General features: G+C 56.0%; 12 protein-coding genes. 5 read left to right on the forward strand and 7 right to left on the reverse strand.

The window, feature by feature from the left end; genetic code table 11:
* Nucleotides 1-2: 2 nt before the first annotated feature.
* The 4 genes from bcsB to bcsR are packed head-to-tail and all read right to left on the reverse strand — an operon-like array spanning nt 3 to nt 5,926.
* Entirely contained in the window at nt 3-2,354 is a 2,352-nt protein-coding gene (bcsB, locus tag CKO_RS21200; protein WP_012135659.1) for a cellulose biosynthesis cyclic di-GMP-binding regulatory protein BcsB, read from the reverse strand.
* A gap of 10 nt (nt 2,355-2,364) precedes the next feature.
* Nucleotides 2,365-4,971 (reverse strand): UDP-forming cellulose synthase catalytic subunit, encoded by a 2,607-nt coding sequence (gene bcsA, locus CKO_RS21205; RefSeq protein ID WP_012135661.1) that lies wholly within the window; start codon nt 4,969-4,971, stop codon nt 2,365-2,367.
* Entirely contained in the window at nt 4,968-5,720 is a 753-nt protein-coding gene (gene bcsQ, locus CKO_RS21210) for a cellulose biosynthesis protein BcsQ (RefSeq protein WP_012135662.1), read from the reverse strand. The genes bcsA and bcsQ overlap by 4 nt, the downstream gene beginning before the upstream one ends.
* 11 nt (nt 5,721-5,731) lie before the next feature.
* On the reverse strand, nt 5,732-5,926 hold the full coding sequence (gene bcsR, locus CKO_RS21215; protein WP_012135663.1) for a cellulose biosynthesis protein BcsR: 195 nt from the start codon (nt 5,924-5,926) through the stop codon (nt 5,732-5,734).
* A 290-nt stretch (nt 5,927-6,216) separates the two neighbouring features.
* Between bcsR and bcsE the strand changes: the two genes are divergently transcribed.
* From bcsE to CKO_RS21240, 5 genes are all read left to right on the forward strand, one after another.
* The gene (gene bcsE, locus CKO_RS21220; RefSeq protein WP_024131044.1) at nt 6,217-7,776 is read left to right on the forward strand and encodes a cellulose biosynthesis c-di-GMP-binding protein BcsE; all 1,560 of its coding nucleotides are present in this window, start codon (nt 6,217-6,219) and stop codon (nt 7,774-7,776) included.
* Nucleotides 7,773-7,964: a cellulose biosynthesis protein BcsF gene (gene bcsF, locus CKO_RS21225; protein WP_012135666.1), complete on the forward strand. Its 192-nt coding sequence runs from the start codon at nt 7,773-7,775 to the stop codon at nt 7,962-7,964. The genes bcsE and bcsF overlap by 4 nt, the downstream gene beginning before the upstream one ends.
* Entirely contained in the window at nt 7,961-9,640 is a 1,680-nt protein-coding gene (gene bcsG, locus CKO_RS21230; RefSeq protein WP_012135667.1) for a cellulose biosynthesis protein BcsG, read from the forward strand. Before bcsF ends, bcsG begins: the two co-directional genes overlap by 4 nt.
* A 282-nt stretch (nt 9,641-9,922) precedes the next feature.
* On the forward strand, nt 9,923-11,119 hold the full coding sequence (gene megL / locus CKO_RS21235; protein WP_012135669.1) for a methionine gamma-lyase: 1,197 nt from the start codon (nt 9,923-9,925) through the stop codon (nt 11,117-11,119).
* Between the two features lie 115 nt (nt 11,120-11,234).
* Nucleotides 11,235-12,533 (forward strand): aromatic amino acid transport family protein, encoded by a 1,299-nt coding sequence (locus CKO_RS21240; protein WP_012135671.1) that lies wholly within the window; start codon nt 11,235-11,237, stop codon nt 12,531-12,533.
* 33 nt (nt 12,534-12,566) lie between these two features.
* Here the strand turns inward: CKO_RS21240 and CKO_RS21245 are convergent, their stop codons facing one another.
* The 3 genes from CKO_RS21245 to dppD all read right to left on the reverse strand — a co-directional run bounded on the left by CKO_RS21245 (nt 12,567) and on the right by dppD (nt 15,908).
* Nucleotides 12,567-13,769, reverse strand: a complete 1,203-nt coding sequence (locus CKO_RS21245) for a sigma-54 interaction domain-containing protein (RefSeq protein ID WP_024131046.1) — start codon at nt 13,767-13,769, stop codon at nt 12,567-12,569.
* A 154-nt stretch (nt 13,770-13,923) separates the two neighbouring features.
* Nucleotides 13,924-14,928, reverse strand: a complete 1,005-nt coding sequence (gene dppF / locus CKO_RS21250; protein ID WP_012135673.1) for a dipeptide ABC transporter ATP-binding subunit DppF — start codon at nt 14,926-14,928, stop codon at nt 13,924-13,926.
* Nucleotides 14,925-15,908, reverse strand: coding sequence for a dipeptide ABC transporter ATP-binding protein (dppD, locus tag CKO_RS21255; protein ID WP_012135675.1), 984 nt, complete (start codon nt 15,906-15,908; stop codon nt 14,925-14,927). The genes dppF and dppD overlap by 4 nt, the downstream gene beginning before the upstream one ends.

Genomic DNA, 15,908 nt, shown 5'->3' on the forward strand with positions numbered 1-15,908 from the left:
GATTACTCGTTATCGGGATCGAGTCGACGACGGCTGATAATGCGCAGCAGACGCCACAGAACCCAGGCCAACAGCACGACGCTAACCGCCGCCAGTATCGCCAGCAGCACCGGATGATTCGATAACGCGTACCAGAGGCGTTCGAACCACGGTAAATGCCCGACGTAGTAAATATCGCCCACCCGCAGGCTGTTGACGCCAGACTCGCGGATCACCGACACGGAGCCAAACATGGCGGCGCGTTTTCCGCTATCGTTCATCGCTTCGGTCAGCAGTTCATACCCGCGCGGGCTGTCTGCCAGCAGCGCCACCACGCTACGCTGGTCGTTGAACGGCGACTGGAAGCCCACTACCGCCGCCATCGCGCCAGCAGAAGTGATGGTGGATTTCGCATCCGGCGCGCGGTCGGCCTCATCCGGCATGATGCTCGGGAAGGTCGTCTGGCGCATCGGCGTGTTCACCCAGCTTTGCGTCGCCTGTACCAGCAGGTCGATGCGTTTGTCATCTTTCAGTGCGTCCGGGATTGTCCCGATCACCATAATATCCGCGTCTTTACCCTGAATCTGGCGGCTATCGTCGGTGATATTCAGGTTAATCGACGGGAAACCGGTCTGCGCGCCAATCGTTCCGGTCACATCCAGCAGCGTTTCCATCTGCGCTTCGTTCGGGTTTTTCGGCATCACGGCAATGGTTTCTGAAAGGTCAGCCATCCGGCTGAACGGGAAGCCCGCGTTGGCGAAGGCACGCAGGTCCGGCATCGCGATAAAGTGATAATATTTCGAGAAATCAATGGTGGAGTCGTCGCCAATCACCACATGGTTTTGTACCGGCTGGAATGTCACGCAATTATCCACCGAGCCGCCCGGCATCGGGTTCATGTACTGGAAGTCAAAGCGCAGCTGGTTCATCGCCCCCAGCTTCAGCGCCGGGATCGACACGTCCGTTTTACCGTCAATCAGCCCCTGCAATACCGGCAAACGCAGCAGCAGGCGATTGCTTTCCTGGGTGCTGTTCAGGCTGAACGCTTGCAGGAACTGATCGTTCAGGCTGATATCCATACGCGAGCTGTCTTTGCTCGGCGGCGTGGTGTAACGGTAGTTGAGGTTCATATCAATACCGTTGCTGCGCAGCAGATAGAGATCCGGCGGCAAATTCAGCGACAGCGAAATCGCCGCAGGTTCCAGCCCGGTGGACTGGAGCTGCTCTTTATAGGTTTTCAGCTCGCCGAACGTCACCGCACGGTCAGTACGTACCCAGTTCGGCGCATCATAAGGTTTACGCGCCAGCAGAGGCTTCACCTCATCCACCACCACGCTGTCGCCACGGAACAGGATATTCCCTTGCGCAATGCCTTTCGCCGCCTGCAACAGATCGTTATCGTCGCGGCCAAAGACCACCAGCAGCTTCACATATGGGTTGTCCGGGTGGCTGATCATCTCAATCACCGGCGCTTTTACCGGCGGATGATCGCGCAGGAAATCAGGGCGCTTGTCGTTCGTGGCAAAGACGATGGCATTACGATCCGGCAGCGTGTTGTACATCACCGGGAAATGCTGGCCGCGCCAGCCTGCGCGCGAACCGAACCATGAAGAGACAATGGATGCCGCCTGCTGCTGCATCAGATCCGGCGAACCGGCAAAGACCACAGGCAGCGTAACCTGGCGGTTGTCCCGCGGATCAAAGAACGGCACCGGGAAGTGCGACAGATCGTTTTTCACCGGCAGGGTCTGGTACGTCAGATCCAGCACGCTGCTGCGGCCAACATCCAGCCAGAGCGTACTGCTGGCCGGGTTTTCGCAGACATCGCGATAGTGCCCGACGAACTCCAGCCGCACGCGGTTAAAATCGGTGATAAAGAGCGGGTTGATCGGCATCTGGGCCAGCGTCTTTTTGCCCAGTTGCTCTTTCGTGACCGGCAACACGCCCATCAGCTCATCATTGAGGTAGACCTTCAGCTGCGACTGGATCGGCAGCAACGACGGCGACGGGGTGTATTCCAGGTTCAGCATCGCTTTCGACACCACCTCATCGCTGCGCATACCGAACTCAATGCTGCCATTCGGGTTCACGCCACGCAGCACCATGCTGCCCGGCGGCGGCGCGATTTGCGCGAAGGTCAGCTTCACATCGCGGGAAGGCCCGTTTTGCGCCACCACGGGCGCATCGGCGCCCGGCACGCCCGGCATTACCTGGCCGACCGGCTGCTCCGGCGTTTCTGGCGCAGGCGCTGTCGGCGCTTGCGCTGGCTCAGCATTGATCAATGGTTGCGTTGCAGGCGTCGCATTCGTCATGAAAGTGGGGAAAGCGCTTATCCCCATAGCCACTGCATAAACCCAGGAAAGTTTTCTTTTCATCGCGTTATCATCATTGTTGAGCCATCACCTGATCCGGCTGCCGCTCCGGGCGACGCGGAATAAACGACACAATCCAGGAAACCAGCGTCGTCAGAGAACGGAAAATTACTTTGACGGAAGACGGAGCAAATTCCGCAAGATGGCGGTAGCCACGGAAGCCCAGCTTCAGAATATCCAGCAGGCTTTCCAGCGGTTTGTCTTCCGGGAAGCTGTCCTGCCAGAGCGCCCACGTATCCGCGCGGGCAAATGTGCACTGCACAAAGTCGATATGTTGTTTCGTGGTCATCGGCAGCAATTGCAGCCCGACCTCATTGCCCAGCACGCGCACGACCTGAGTAGGAAAGACGTACTCTTGCTGGCCGCGTTTAAGCAATAAATTAACCTTTTGCCCTTCCAGCACCTGCGCCTGCCCGTTGATCCGAATCCCCAGGCCGCCGTCGGAGAAGTCATGCACGGTGCATGAGAACAGGTGGCCATCTTCACGGGCAATGGCCGCCGGCATGGAGATTTCAACGCGGTGCGCCCGGCGTACCTGCTTACTTTCCACAGAAACCGCCACCGCGCCGCCCAGAATGATCAGGTTATAGAAAACCCACACCAGACTGACGATCACCGTGAGTATTTCGTTGGCGGGGCCGTAGTAGTAACGCCAGACGCCCACCACGACCCCCAGCAGGTTGAGCAGCACCAGGAAGATATAGGGCCGGGAAATCACCCAATCGACATACTCTTCCTCTACCAGCCCGCCTTTCGCGGTAACGTTGAATTTCCCTTTATGCGGGTTGATCAGCGCCACCATCGTCGGCGGCGCGATATACCAGGCCAGCACCGTTTCGTAGATTTCACTCCAGAAGGAGTGGCGGTATTTCCCCTGAATCTTCGAGTTGGTGAGGCTGGCGTGAATCATGTGCGGCAACACAAACAGCGCAATCATCAGCGCGGGCGCATAGATGATATAGGCGTGCAGCAGCAGGAAAGCCAGCGGCGCCGTCAGGAAGATGAGCCGTGGAATACCCGATAAAAAGTGGAACATGGCGTTGACGTAACACAGACGCTGCGCCAGCTTTAAGCCTTTGCCGAACAGCGGGTTATCCAGACGGAAGATTTGCACCATGCCGCGCGCCCAGCGAATACGCTGCCCGATGTGCGCGGACAGGCTTTCCGTCGCCAGACCTGCCGCCTGTGGAATGCGCATATAGGCCGAGGTGTAGCCGCGACGGTGCAAGCGCAGCGAGGTATGCGCATCTTCGGTCACGGTCTCAACGGCAATGCCGCCAATCTCATCCAGCGGTTTACGGCGAATCACCGCGCACGATCCGCAGAAGAACGTGGCATCCCACATGTCGTTGCCATCCTGCACCAGCCCATAAAACAGCGTGCCTTCGTTCGGCGTTTTACGGAAACGACCGAGGTTGCGTTCAAACGGGTCCGGCGAGAAAAAGTGGTGCGGCGTCTGCATCATGGCGAGCTTTTTCTCTTTCAGGAACCAGCCCATCGTCATTTGCAGGAACGAGCGTGTCGGGACATGGTCGCAGTCAAAGATCGAGACAAACTCGCCTTTCGCGTATTTCAGCGCGTTATTGATGTTGCCGGCCTTGGCGTGTTCATGCGTGGTACGGGCGATGTACTGTACGCCAACGGTCTGGGCAAACTGGCGGAACTCTTCGCGCCCACCGTCGTCAAGAATCCAGATGCTCAGCTTGTCTTTCGGCCAGTCGATGCCCAACGAGGCATAAACGGTGTTTTTCACTACGCTGAGGTCTTCGTTGTAAGTCGGAATAAAAATGTCCACCGTCGGCCACTGCGCCATCTCTTTCGGTAGCGGCACGGGCTGGCGGTTAAGCGGCCAAACAACCTGGAAATACCCCAGCACCAGGACAATCCAGGCGTAGGTTTCCGCAAACAGCAAAATCAGCCCGCAAACCAGGCTCAGCGGGTCATCCCAGTTTAGCGTCGAGGTATAGCGCCACCAGATATAACGGCATGACACCGTCAGCGACAGCACGATCAGCATCAGGGCGGAGAAACGCCCCGGTATCCGCCGCACCAGCAGCGCGACGCCCCACAGCAGTATCAGGAAGATAAACTGCGACAGCGGGTTAAACGGCTGGGTAATACAGATGATCGCCAGAATCAGGGAAAAGGTGACGATAACTCCGAGGATAAAGCGGCGCACCCCGTTGCTAAGATGGCCCAGCTCTTTTTCGCTTTCCAGGTGCGTGGTCTTTTTACTGACGCGGTCGGGCAGCGTGTCCATCCACTGATGATAGCGACCGCGCACGCCCAGCAGGCGGGAGAGCGACCGCCAGCGCGGTTCGACCTTCTTCTCTTTACGCGGCGAGAAGGCCATCAACCAGAGCGTTTGAATGGCATAGCGGGCCGGGTCCAGCGGACGCGGTCGGTTGGCGTTAATGTGCGGATAGAGCGCTTTATGCTGCGCGCGAATGCGCTGCCAGCGCGGATGCTCAAGCGGAATAAAAGTCCACGCCAGAATCACCCACAGGCAGCCCAGCATCGCACTGAACGGCGACGCGCCATGACGGCGATACCCTTGATAGCGCTCGCTCAGGCGTGCGCCGACCGGCGGAATGAGAAGCCACCGGGTCAGGATGTTCATGATGCGCTCCCGGCAGGGGCGCGATTGCCCGCATAGTGCAGCAAACACCAGTTTGCCAGCGTCAGCACCTCTTCTGCCGCCAGCGAATCGCCACGGTACTCGCCCAGCGGCTGTTTCGAAGCCATACACTCCGCCATCGCTTCATCGCGATGGATCACCATCGGCAGCAAACGACGCTGGCTTTGCAGCCAGACCTGGTACAGATCGTCCTGCAACTGGCTGGCAATGCGTAAATCGTTAATCAGAATATGCGCGCCCGTGGGCAGCGCCTGTTGATGCAGCCGGATATGGCAATTGGTGTCCGCTTTTACCACCGCCAGCGTATGATCGCAGAGACTGACCAACTGTTGCGTCAGCGGTGAGACGCCGTGGGGAAGATCCAGCAAAATCCACGAATAGCGTCGGCTCTCTTTCAGTTCGCGCAGGCCAGCGCAAATAGCTCCCAGCTTTTCCGCCCATTCCTGAGGATTCTCCCGTTCTTCCACCGTAAGCTGTCCGAACGGCAGCAGATCGAGCTGGGTGGTATAACGCAGTCCGGCATCGCGCCAGTCTTTACCGTCCAGTAGCGCCCTGGCCCAGCCGTCGCGATGGGCAAAATCGACATTGAATGACATACGCAGCAGGTTATCGGGGCTGGCATCAACGACCAGCACATTTTCCCCGAGTATTTGCAGCGCCCAGGCGAGCGCCGAAGTGATTGATGTGGTGCCTACACCGCCGCGCACGCCCTGCAATCCCAGAATGGACATCCCTGACTCCCTTATGATGGTTGTTGCGCAAATTCAGCCAATAAAGGCCAACGTTTAATCGCCGCAGCCAGCTGTTCGCGTTGGGAAATATCGGTATAGTCTATTTCGGGCAAGGAGAAAGCCTGACTTAACGCCAGAAAATCATTTTGAAAGGTATAGCCCAATGCTGAATCAAACTGAGAGTCAGGTTCGTTGTTGTTATACATTCTGTATTGTGTCCCTTTTGAATATACTCACCATGCTTCAGACAATTTTTCTGGCAGCATCCCCCCCTCTTCACTGTTAATCTTCAATGCAGGGGATCGTTCATTTCTCGCCTTTCCGTTACGCAAACTGTAAGAGTAAAGAAAACACCATGACCGAGGTCGCAAGGCTTCCTGCCCGCCGAATTGATTCATATGCTAAATCTGATGTGTTTTAATTTCAATGTTAGGTTTATTTCTGAGCTTTCGCTAGTAAACTGATAAACAGATAAAATAGCGACAAGAGGGACGCTGTGGACCCCGTATTTTCTATCGGAATCTCATCATTATGGGATGAACTACGCCACATGCCTGCCGGCGGTGTCTGGTGGGTTGACGCTGATCGCAATGAAGATGCCATCAGCCTGGTGAATCAAACGATTGCCTCGCAGGCAGGGAACGCGAAAGTCGCGGTCATTTGTATGGGCTGCGATCCGGGTGAATTAATCAAATTAGATGAATCTCACGGCCCGGAAAAAATCCAGTTATTTTCAATGCCGGATTCTGAAAAGGGGTTATACTTTTTGCCCCGCGATTTGCTTTGTTCTGTTGATCCTACACATTACTTTTTCATTCTTCTTTGCGCGAATAACGCCTGGCAAAATATATCAGGGGAACGCCTTCATCAGTGGCTGGAAAAAATGAATAAATGGACCCGGTTCCATCACTGTTCGCTTCTGGTTATTAACCCTGGAAATAATAATGACAAACAGTTCTCCCTGTTGATGGGAGAGTACCGTTCGCTTTTCGGCCTTGCCAGCTTACGTTTTCAGGGCGACCAGCATCTGTTCGACATCGCGTTCTGGTGCAGTGAAAAAGGGGTCAGCGCCCGGCAACAACTGACGCTGCGCCATAAAGATGCGCACTGGGAGCTGGCCCACAAGGAAGAGGCGAACATCCAGCCGCGCAGCGACGAAAAACGCATCCTCAGCAATATCGCCGTTCTTGAAGGCGCTCCGCCGCTGTCGGAACACTGGGCGCTTTTTGATAATAACCAAACCTTGTTCAACGAGGCGCGAACTGCGCAGGCGGCGACGATCATCTTCTCCCTGACGCAAAATAGCCAAATCGAACCCATGGCGCGAAATATCCATACGCTGCGCCGCCAGCGCGGAAGCGCGCTGAAAATTATCGTCCGCGAAAATCTCGCCAGTTTGCGGGCGACCGACGAACGACTGCTGTTAGGCTGCGGCGCGAATATGGTTATTCCGTGGAATGCGCCGCTTTCCCGCTGCCTGACGCTGATTGAAAGCGTGCAGGGACAGCAATTCAGCCGCTACGTCCCGGAAGAGATCGCCACACTCCTGTCGATGACGCAGCCCATGAAGCTGCGCGGTTTCCAGACATGGGACGTCTTCTGCGAAGCCGTACATAACATGATGAGCAACACGCTGCTGCCCGCTGACGGGAAAGGCGTGATGGTCGCATTGCGCCCGGTGCCGGGTATCCGCATCGAGCAGGCGCTGACGCTCTGCCGCCCAAACCGTACCGGCGATATCATGACTATCGGCGGCAACCGGCTGGTGCTGTTTTTATCATTCTGTCGGGTCAACGATCTGGACACGGCGCTGAACCATATCTTCCCGCTGCCGACCGGCGATATCTTTTCCAACCGCATGGTCTGGTTCGAAGATAACCAAATCAGCGCTGAACTCGTGCAAATGCGCCTGCTGTCGCCTGAACTGTGGGGCACACCGCTGCCGCTGACTCAGGGGCCGAACCCTGTGCTCAATGCCGAGCATGACGGGCGAGTCTGGCGACGTATTCCCGAACCCTTACGACTGCTGGATGACAGCGTGGAGCGCCCACAATGATGAACGTCAACGATATCATCCAGATCATCGTCTTTTGCGCGCTGATCTTTTTTCCTCTGGGCTATCTGGCGCGCCATTCGCTTCGCCGCATCCGTAACACAGCCCGACTGTTATTCGCCAGACCCCGTTATGTAAAACCCGCCGGAACCTTGCGCCGTGCAACAAACGTCAAGGCAGACAAAAAATGACTCAGCATACTCAAACCCCATCCATGCCTTCACCACTCTGGCAATACTGGCGCGGCCTTTCGGGCTGGAATTTCTACTTTCTGGTAAAGTTTGGCCTGCTCTGGGCGGGATATCTCAACTTCCATCCGTTGCAGAACCTGGTATTCATGGCCTTTTTGTTAATGCCAGTCCCCAAACTCAGCCTGCACCGTCTGCGCCATTGGGTCGCTATCCCAATCGGCTTCGCGCTTTTCTGGCATGACACCTGGCTGCCTGGCCCACAAAGCATTATCAGTCAGGGCTCGCAGGTCGCGGGTTTTAGCGCGGACTATATGCTCGATCTGGTGACTCGCTTTATCAACTGGCAGATGATCGGCGCCGTGTTTGTGCTGCTCGTCGCCTGGCTGTTTTTATCGCAGTGGATTCGGGTCACTCTTTTTGTTGTCGCCATTATGATCTGGCTGAACGTGCTGACGCTGACAGGGCCAGTCTTTACACTGTGGCCTGGCGGCCAGCCGACCGACACGGTGACGACCACCGGCGGCTCTGCGGCGGCGACGGTCGCAACGGCAGGAGACACCCCGGTGGTCGGCGATATCCCGGCGCAGACCGCGCCTCCGACCTCAGCCAATCTGAACGCGTGGTTGAACACCTTCTATAACGCGGAAGAAAAACGAAAAACGCCGTTCCCGACGGCGCTGCCAGCCGATGCGCAGCCGTTTGAACTGCTGGTGATCAACATCTGTTCCCTCTCGTGGTCTGATGTTGAAGCCGCAGGCCTGATGTCACATCCGTTATGGTCGCATTTCGATATTCTGTTTAAGCACTTTAACTCCGCCACCTCCTACAGCGGCCCGGCGGCGATCCGCCTGCTGCGCGCCAGCTGCGGCCAGTCGTCGCACACGAATCTGTATCAACCGGCAGGCAACGACTGCTACCTGTTTGATAACCTGTCGAAGCTGGGCTTCACGCAGCATTTGATGATGGGTCATAACGGCGAATTCGGCGGCTTCCTGAAAGAAGTGCGTGAGAATGGCGGTATGCAGACGGAGCTGATGGATCAAAAAGGGCTGCCCGTCACGCTGCTGGGCTTTGACGGTTCTCCGGTTTATGACGACACCGCCGTGCTCAACCGCTGGCTGGAAACCACCGAGAAAGATCAGAACTCGCGTAGCGCAACGTTCTATAACACGCTGCCGCTGCACGACGGAAACCACTTCCCTGGCGTCAGCAAAACGGCGGATTACAAAATTCGCGCGCAAAAGCTGTTCGATGAGCTGGACGCCTTCTTTACCGAACTGGAGAAATCGGGCCGTAAAGTGATGGTGGTGATGGTCCCGGAACACGGCGGCGCGCTCAAAGGCGACAGAATGCAGGTTTCCGGGCTACGCGACATCCCCAGCCCGTCTATCACCAACGTACCGGCAGCGGTGAAATTCTTCGGTATGAAAACGCCTCATCAGGGCGCATCGATTGAGATTGACCAGCCGAGCAGCTACCTGGCGATTTCCGAACTGGTGGTGCGCGCCCTTGACGGCAAACTGTTTGTCGAAGACAACGTCAACTGGGATCAGCTCACCCGTGGGTTGCCGCAGACCGCACCGGTCGCTGAAAACGCCAACGCGGTGGTTATCCAGTATCAGGGTAAACCGTATGTGCGTCTGAACGGCGGCGACTGGGTGCCTTATCCGCAGTAAACGAAAAAGGCCTGATGGCGCTACGCTTATCAGGCCTACAGGTCAGGCACAATCTCCTGAAATTATGCCGATTTGTAGGCCGGATAAGACGCTTTCGTCGCCATCCGGCAAAACTCGCGCAAGCGCCACAACACGCTGGAAAGATTCTTGCCAGCTGGCAACTTTTCTGACGACCCGTAAAAAACGAAACCCACTAACTCTTTGATATATAAAAACTCCTTTTCTGGCACAGCGATTGCTATTTGAGTGTGAGCTGTTCTGTTCCGAATCAAAGGAGATATCATGTCTGACTGTCGTACTTACGGATTCAACACCCAGATCGTTCACGCGGGGCAACAACCCGATCCTTCAACTGGCGCGCTCAGTACGCCAATCTTCCAGACGTCGACGTTTGTTTTCGACAGCGCCGAACAGGGGGCCGCCCGCTTTGCGCTCGAAGAGTCCGGGTACATTTACACCCGCCTGGGCAACCCCACGACGGACGCGCTGGAGAAAAAGCTGGCGGTACTGGAAAGAGGCGAAGCAGCGCTGGCGACCGCGTCCGGCATTTCCGCCATCACCACCACGCTGCTGACGCTCTGTGAGCAGGGCGATCACATTGTCTCAGCCAGCGCGATTTATGGCTGCACGCACGCATTTTTGTCGCACAGCATACCGAAGTTCGGTATTGACGTGAGTTTCGTTAATGCCGCCAACCCGGATGAGATCCGCGAAGCCATCCGCCCGGAAACCAAAGTGGTGTACATCGAAACGCCCGCCAACCCAACGCTCTCCCTGGTCGATATCGAAACGGTCGCCGGGATCGCCCATCAGCGGGGCGTGCTGTTGGTTGTGGATAACACCTTTATGTCGCCGTACTGCCAGCAACCCCTGCTCCAGGGAGCCGATATCGTGGTTCACAGCGTCACGAAATACATCAACGGACACGGGGATGTTATTGGCGGGGTCATCGTCGGCAAGCAGGAGTTTATCGATCAGGCGCGGTTTATCGGGCTGAAGGATATCACCGGCGGCTGCATGAGCCCCTTTAACGCCTGGCTGACGCTGCGCGGCGTGAAGACGCTGGGGATTCGCATGGAGCGCCACTGCGAGAACGCGCTGAAAATCGCCCGTTTCCTGGAAAGCCATCCGAAGATTACCCACGTCTGGTATCCGGGGCTTCCTTCGCACCCGCAGTATGAACTTGGCAGACGCCAGATGAGCCTGCCCGGCGGCATTATCAGCTTCGAAATCGCGGGTGGCCTGGAGGCTGGCAGACGCATGATCAATTCGGTAGAATTGTGCCTCCTCGCGGTCAGTCTCGGTGATACCGAAACCCTCATTCAGCACCCCGCGTCTATGACACATTCGCCTGTTGCGCCAGAGGAACGGCTTAAAGCAGGTATTACCGACGGGCTTATCCGTCTTTCTGTGGGTCTTGAAGATCCAGAAGATATTATTAACGACCTTGAACACGCCATCAGAAAGGCGACATTCTGACCATTACGGTCGGAGCTGGCCTGCGTCGGCTCCGGCTGTTGAGAATCAAGGCACAACGGCCTGGCTATACGCATCATCCTTCCCGGGGTGACGCGTATTTTGGGCAGGGGGCTCTATGCAGGACAACACATTACAATTAAGCAACAGTAAAGCGACCACCGCAGCGTTCTCAGGAAAACTACCGTTTACGAAATACGATTTTGGCTGGGTGCTGTTATGTATCGGCATGGCCATTGGCGCCGGAACGGTGCTGATGCCGGTACAGATTGGGCTAAAAGGAATTTGGGTCTTTATCACCGCGTTTATTATCGCCTACCCCGCAACCTATATCGTGCAGGATATTTACTTAAAGACGTTATCAGAAAGTGAAACCTGTAATGACTACACCGATATTATCAGTCATTACCTGGGGAAAAACTGGGGCGTCTTCCTCGGCGTGATCTACTTTTTGATGATTATCCACGGCATTTTTATCTACTCTTTATCCGTGGTTTTCGACAGCGCGTCGTACATTAAGACCTTCGGTCTGACCGATGCCGATCTCTCGCAGTCCATCCTCTATAAAGTGGCGATCTTCGCCGTACTGGTCGCTATCGCCTCCGGTGGAGAAAAGCTGCTGTTTAAAATCTCCGGCCCTATGGTGGTGGTGAAAGTAGGCATCATCCTGATCTTCGGTTTCGCGATGATTCCGCACTGGAACTTCAGCAATATTACGGCCTTCCCGCAGGCGTCGGTCTTCTTCCGCGATGTGCTGCTCACCGTCCCCTTCTGTTTTTTCTCGGCGGTGTTTATTCAGGTACTGAACCCAATGAACATTGCCTACCGCAAACGAGAAGCCGACAGAGTGCTGGCGACGCGCATGGCCATTCGTACCCACCGCATCAGCTATATCACGCTGATTGCCGTGATCCTGTTCTTCTCGTTTTCGTTTACCTTCTCCATCAGCCACGAAGAAGCCGTTTCCGCCTTTGAGCAGAATATCTCCGCGCTGGCATTGGCTGCGCAGGTCATTCCCGGACAGATCATTCATTTCACCTCAACGGTACTGAATATCTTTGCGGTTCTCACCGCCTTCTTCGGTATTTACCTGGGTTTTCATGAAGCGATTAAGGGCATCATTCTCAACGTGCTGAGCCGGGTTATCGACGTGGAGAAGATCAATCCGCTGGTACTGACGCTTGGCATCTGTACCTTTATCGTTATCACGCTGGTCATTTGGGTATCGTTCCGCGTCTCGGTGCTGGTGTTCTTCCAGTTGGGTAGCCCGCTGTACGGCATTGTGTCGTGCATCATCCCTTTTTTCCTGATCTATAAAGTCACGCAACTGGAAAAACTGCGCGGCCTGAAAACCTGGCTGATTCTGCTGTATGGGATTTTGCTGTGCCTGTCGCCGCTCCTGAAGCTGATTGAATAACGCGTTCCGTGCGCCGTCGATTCCTGGCGGCGCTTAACTTACCCCCTCCAGTTGGTAGCTGCGTATTTTATTCAGCACCGTCGTGTGCGAAACCCCCAACGCTTTCGCGATATGCCGGGAGGAGACATTCTCTTCCACCATCTGCTCAATCAGCTGCCGCTCAGCATGTTGCACCTGCTCTTTGAAGGGGCGGTCGGGATGCCCCGGCAACGCTTGTGACACCGTTGAAAGCCCCAAATCATCGCAGGTGATGACATCACTTTCTGACATCAGCATCAGACGGATAATGGTGTTCTCCAGTTCGCGAACGTTGCCCGGCCAGTGGTGGTGACGCAGTGACTCAAAACAGGCTTTGTCCAGTATCAGCCGCCGTTGAAACTCTTTGGCATATTTCTGTACAAAATGGCTAATCAGTAAAGTGATATCCGAAGGACGCTCGCGCAACGGCGGAATCGTGAGCGTCAGTACGTTAATGCGATACCAGAGATCGGCGCGCAGCAGTCGCTGTTCGACCATCTCTTCCAGGTTCGCGTTGGTGGCGACAATAATACGCGCGTTAACCGGGATCACCTGCGCCCCGCCGACGCGGCGGATGCCGCCGTCCTGAAGCACCCGCAGCAGCTTGGCCTGTAAATTCAGCGGCATTTCGCCAAATTCATCAAGAAACAGCGTTCCCTTATCCGCCATTTCAAACAACCCTTTTTTCCCTCTGCCGTCCGCACCGCTGAACGCCCCTTTTTCATAACCAAAAAGTTCGCTCTCCATCAATGCCTCAGGCAGCGTTGAGCAGTTGACGGGGATAAACGGATAAAAGCGCCGCTGCCCGGAATTATGAATGGCGCGCGCCAGTAGCTCTTTACCCGTGCCGGTCTCACCACGGATCAGGACGGTATATTTGCTGTCAGCGATTTTTAGCGCTTTTTCAATCAGCACCTGCATACTCTGGCTGCTACAGATAATGTCGGAGAAATAGCGCGGTCGCGTCAGTTCGGGCGTGGTCAGTTCAGAAAGATTCTCTGAGAGATAAGCGACATTAATAATGTCGGCATGTTGATTGAGGCAGGTCTGGACGCTGGAAATATCCTGCAAATGGCGGCACCAGGATTTAATCAGAATCCGACCCGGCGTGACCTTCATGGAGATAATATTAATATCGCGGCAGGAAAACTCCTTGAGGACATCCTCAACCATAGACAGACGATCGATTGTTTTAATATCCCAGCGTATCGTGACCACGTTGGCTCCAGATATTTCTGTGGCAATCAGAAATCTGCTTACATTCTAGTCGCTATGGGATAATGTTCTGCCGATGGACTCACATTGTGGAGCCAAAAATGGAATATAAAAAAACCGGAGCACAAGGCTCCGGTTATGAGGCAATAACCAACAGTTATTGCTGTCGGTTCTCATCCTGATCGACGGCGAAACAGGCCACCAGTTGACCGCCGTAATCTTTAAGCTGCGGCTGCAACTGGGTGCAGGGGCCAAAGCGACGACGGCAACGGGCGTTGAAGGCGCAGCCCGGCGGCGGATTCAGCGGGCTTGGCAGCTCGCCGGTCAGCTTGATGCGCTCGCGGCGGTCATCCGGGTTCAAACGCGGCGTCGCGGAGAGCAGCGCCTGCGTATACGGATGGCGCGGGTTGGTAAAGATCTGCTCCTTCGTCCCTTTCTCCACGCAGCGGCCGAGATACATCACCATCACCTCATCGGCAATGTGTTCGACCACCGACAGGTCGTGCGAGATAAAGACGTAAGACAGCCCCAGTTCCTGCTGCAAATCCATCATCAGGTTCAACACCTGCGCGCGCACGGAAACGTCCAGCGCGGAGACCGGTTCATCGGCGATCACCACGTCCGGGTCAAGCATCAGACCGCGGGCGATAGCAATACGTTGACGCTGGCCGCCGGAAAACATGTGCGGGTAGCGATCGTAATGCTCGGTTTTAAGGCCGACTTTCGCCATCATCGCCAGCGCTTTTTCACGACGCTGCTCTTTGCTGAGCGAGGTGTTGATCAGCAGTGGCTCTTCCAGAATCTGCCCCACTTTCTTACGCGGGTTCAGCGAACCATACGGGTTCTGGAACACAATCTGGATTTTCTGCCGACGCAGTTTTTGCGCCTGCGGATCGTGCCTGAGCAGATCCTGCCCCTGATAATACAGTTCTCCGCCGGTCGGCGTTTCAATCATCGTCAGCAGGCGGCCCAGCGTGGATTTCCCGCAGCCGGACTCGCCCACGACCGCCAGCGTTTTGCCGCGCTCAAGGGTGAACGATACGCCATCCAGCGCTTTTACCAGGCGCTCGGGCGCAAACAGCCCCTTCTTCACCGGGTAGTGTTTTTTCAAATCGATGGCCTGCAACAGCGGCTGTTGCAAGGTGGCCTCGTGCGTACTCATAGTGTGGGCCTCCCGGCATCATCGAGTGGATAGTGGCATTTGGACTGGCGGCCGTCGCCGAGCAGATTCAGATCCGGCTCTTCGCTACGGCATTTATCCGTGGCATACGGGCAGCGCGGGTTCAACAGACAGCCGTTCGGGCGGTCATATTTTCCCGGCACCACGCCCGGCAGCGACGCCAGGCGCGCTTTATCCTGCGCGAATTCCGGCAGTGCGCGCAGCAACGCCTGCGTATACGGATGACGCGGCGCGCGGAAGATATCGTGCGCCGCCCCTGTCTCTACCACCTGTCCGGCATACATTACGATGATTTTATGCGCGGCTTCCGCCACCAGCGCCAGATCGTGAGTAATCAGCACCAGCGCCATATTTTCTTTCTGCTGCAATTCCAGCAGCAGTTCGATGATTTGCGCCTGGATGGTCACGTCCAGCGCAGTGGTCGGTTCATCGGCAATCAGCAGTTTCGGACGACAGGCAATCGCCATGGCAATCATCACGCGCTGGCTCATCCCACCGGACAACTGGTGCGGGTAGACATCCAGACGCGACGCCGGATCGGGAATCCCCACCTGAGTCAGCAGGTCAATCGCCCGCTGCCGACGGGTTTTCCTGTTGCCGCCCTGATGCACCTTAATCGCTTCCATAATCTGGAAACCTACGGTGTAGCACGGGTTCAGGCTGGTCATCGGGTCCTGGAAGATCATCGCCACTTCCGCGCCCACCAGGTTGCGGCGCTCTTTCTCAGAGATGCGCTGCAAGTCCTGACCGTTGAATTCCAGTTTTTCCGCCATCACGCGGCCCGGGAAGTCAATCAGCCCCATAATCGCCAGCGAGCTAACCGATTTACCGGAGCCGGACTCGCCGACAATACCAACGACTTCGCCCTGATTTACGCTGTAGCTTACGCGGTCTACCGCGCGAAACGGCGTACCTTCGTCACCGAAGTGCACCGATAATTTATCTACGTTTAATAACGCCAT

Origin of the sequence: Citrobacter koseri ATCC BAA-895 (assembly GCF_000018045.1) — a bacterium.
GTDB lineage: Bacteria > Pseudomonadota > Gammaproteobacteria > Enterobacterales > Enterobacteriaceae > Citrobacter_B > Citrobacter_B koseri.

What these genes read in the sequence shown, in the direction of transcription:
- bcsB (WP_012135659.1), bottom strand. Translation starts at nt 2,354, where the DNA reads ATGAAAAGAAAACTTTCCTGGGTTTATGCAGTGGCTATGGGGATAAGC.
- CKO_RS21240 (WP_012135671.1), top strand. Translation starts at nt 11,235, where the DNA reads ATGCAGGACAACACATTACAATTAAGCAACAGTAAAGCGACCACCGCA.
- bcsR (WP_012135663.1), bottom strand. Translation starts at nt 5,926, where the DNA reads ATGTATAACAACAACGAACCTGACTCTCAGTTTGATTCAGCATTGGGC.
- bcsQ (WP_012135662.1), bottom strand. Translation starts at nt 5,720, where the DNA reads ATGTCCATTCTGGGATTGCAGGGCGTGCGCGGCGGTGTAGGCACCACA.
- dppF (WP_012135673.1), bottom strand. Translation starts at nt 14,928, where the DNA reads ATGAGTACGCACGAGGCCACCTTGCAACAGCCGCTGTTGCAGGCCATC.
- dppD (WP_012135675.1), bottom strand. Translation starts at nt 15,908, where the DNA reads ATGGCGTTATTAAACGTAGATAAATTATCGGTGCACTTCGGTGACGAA.
- megL (WP_012135669.1), top strand. Translation starts at nt 9,923, where the DNA reads ATGTCTGACTGTCGTACTTACGGATTCAACACCCAGATCGTTCACGCG.
- bcsG (WP_012135667.1), top strand. Translation starts at nt 7,961, where the DNA reads ATGACTCAGCATACTCAAACCCCATCCATGCCTTCACCACTCTGGCAA.
- bcsF (WP_012135666.1), top strand. Translation starts at nt 7,773, where the DNA reads ATGATGAACGTCAACGATATCATCCAGATCATCGTCTTTTGCGCGCTG.
- bcsA (WP_012135661.1), bottom strand. Translation starts at nt 4,971, where the DNA reads ATGAACATCCTGACCCGGTGGCTTCTCATTCCGCCGGTCGGCGCACGC.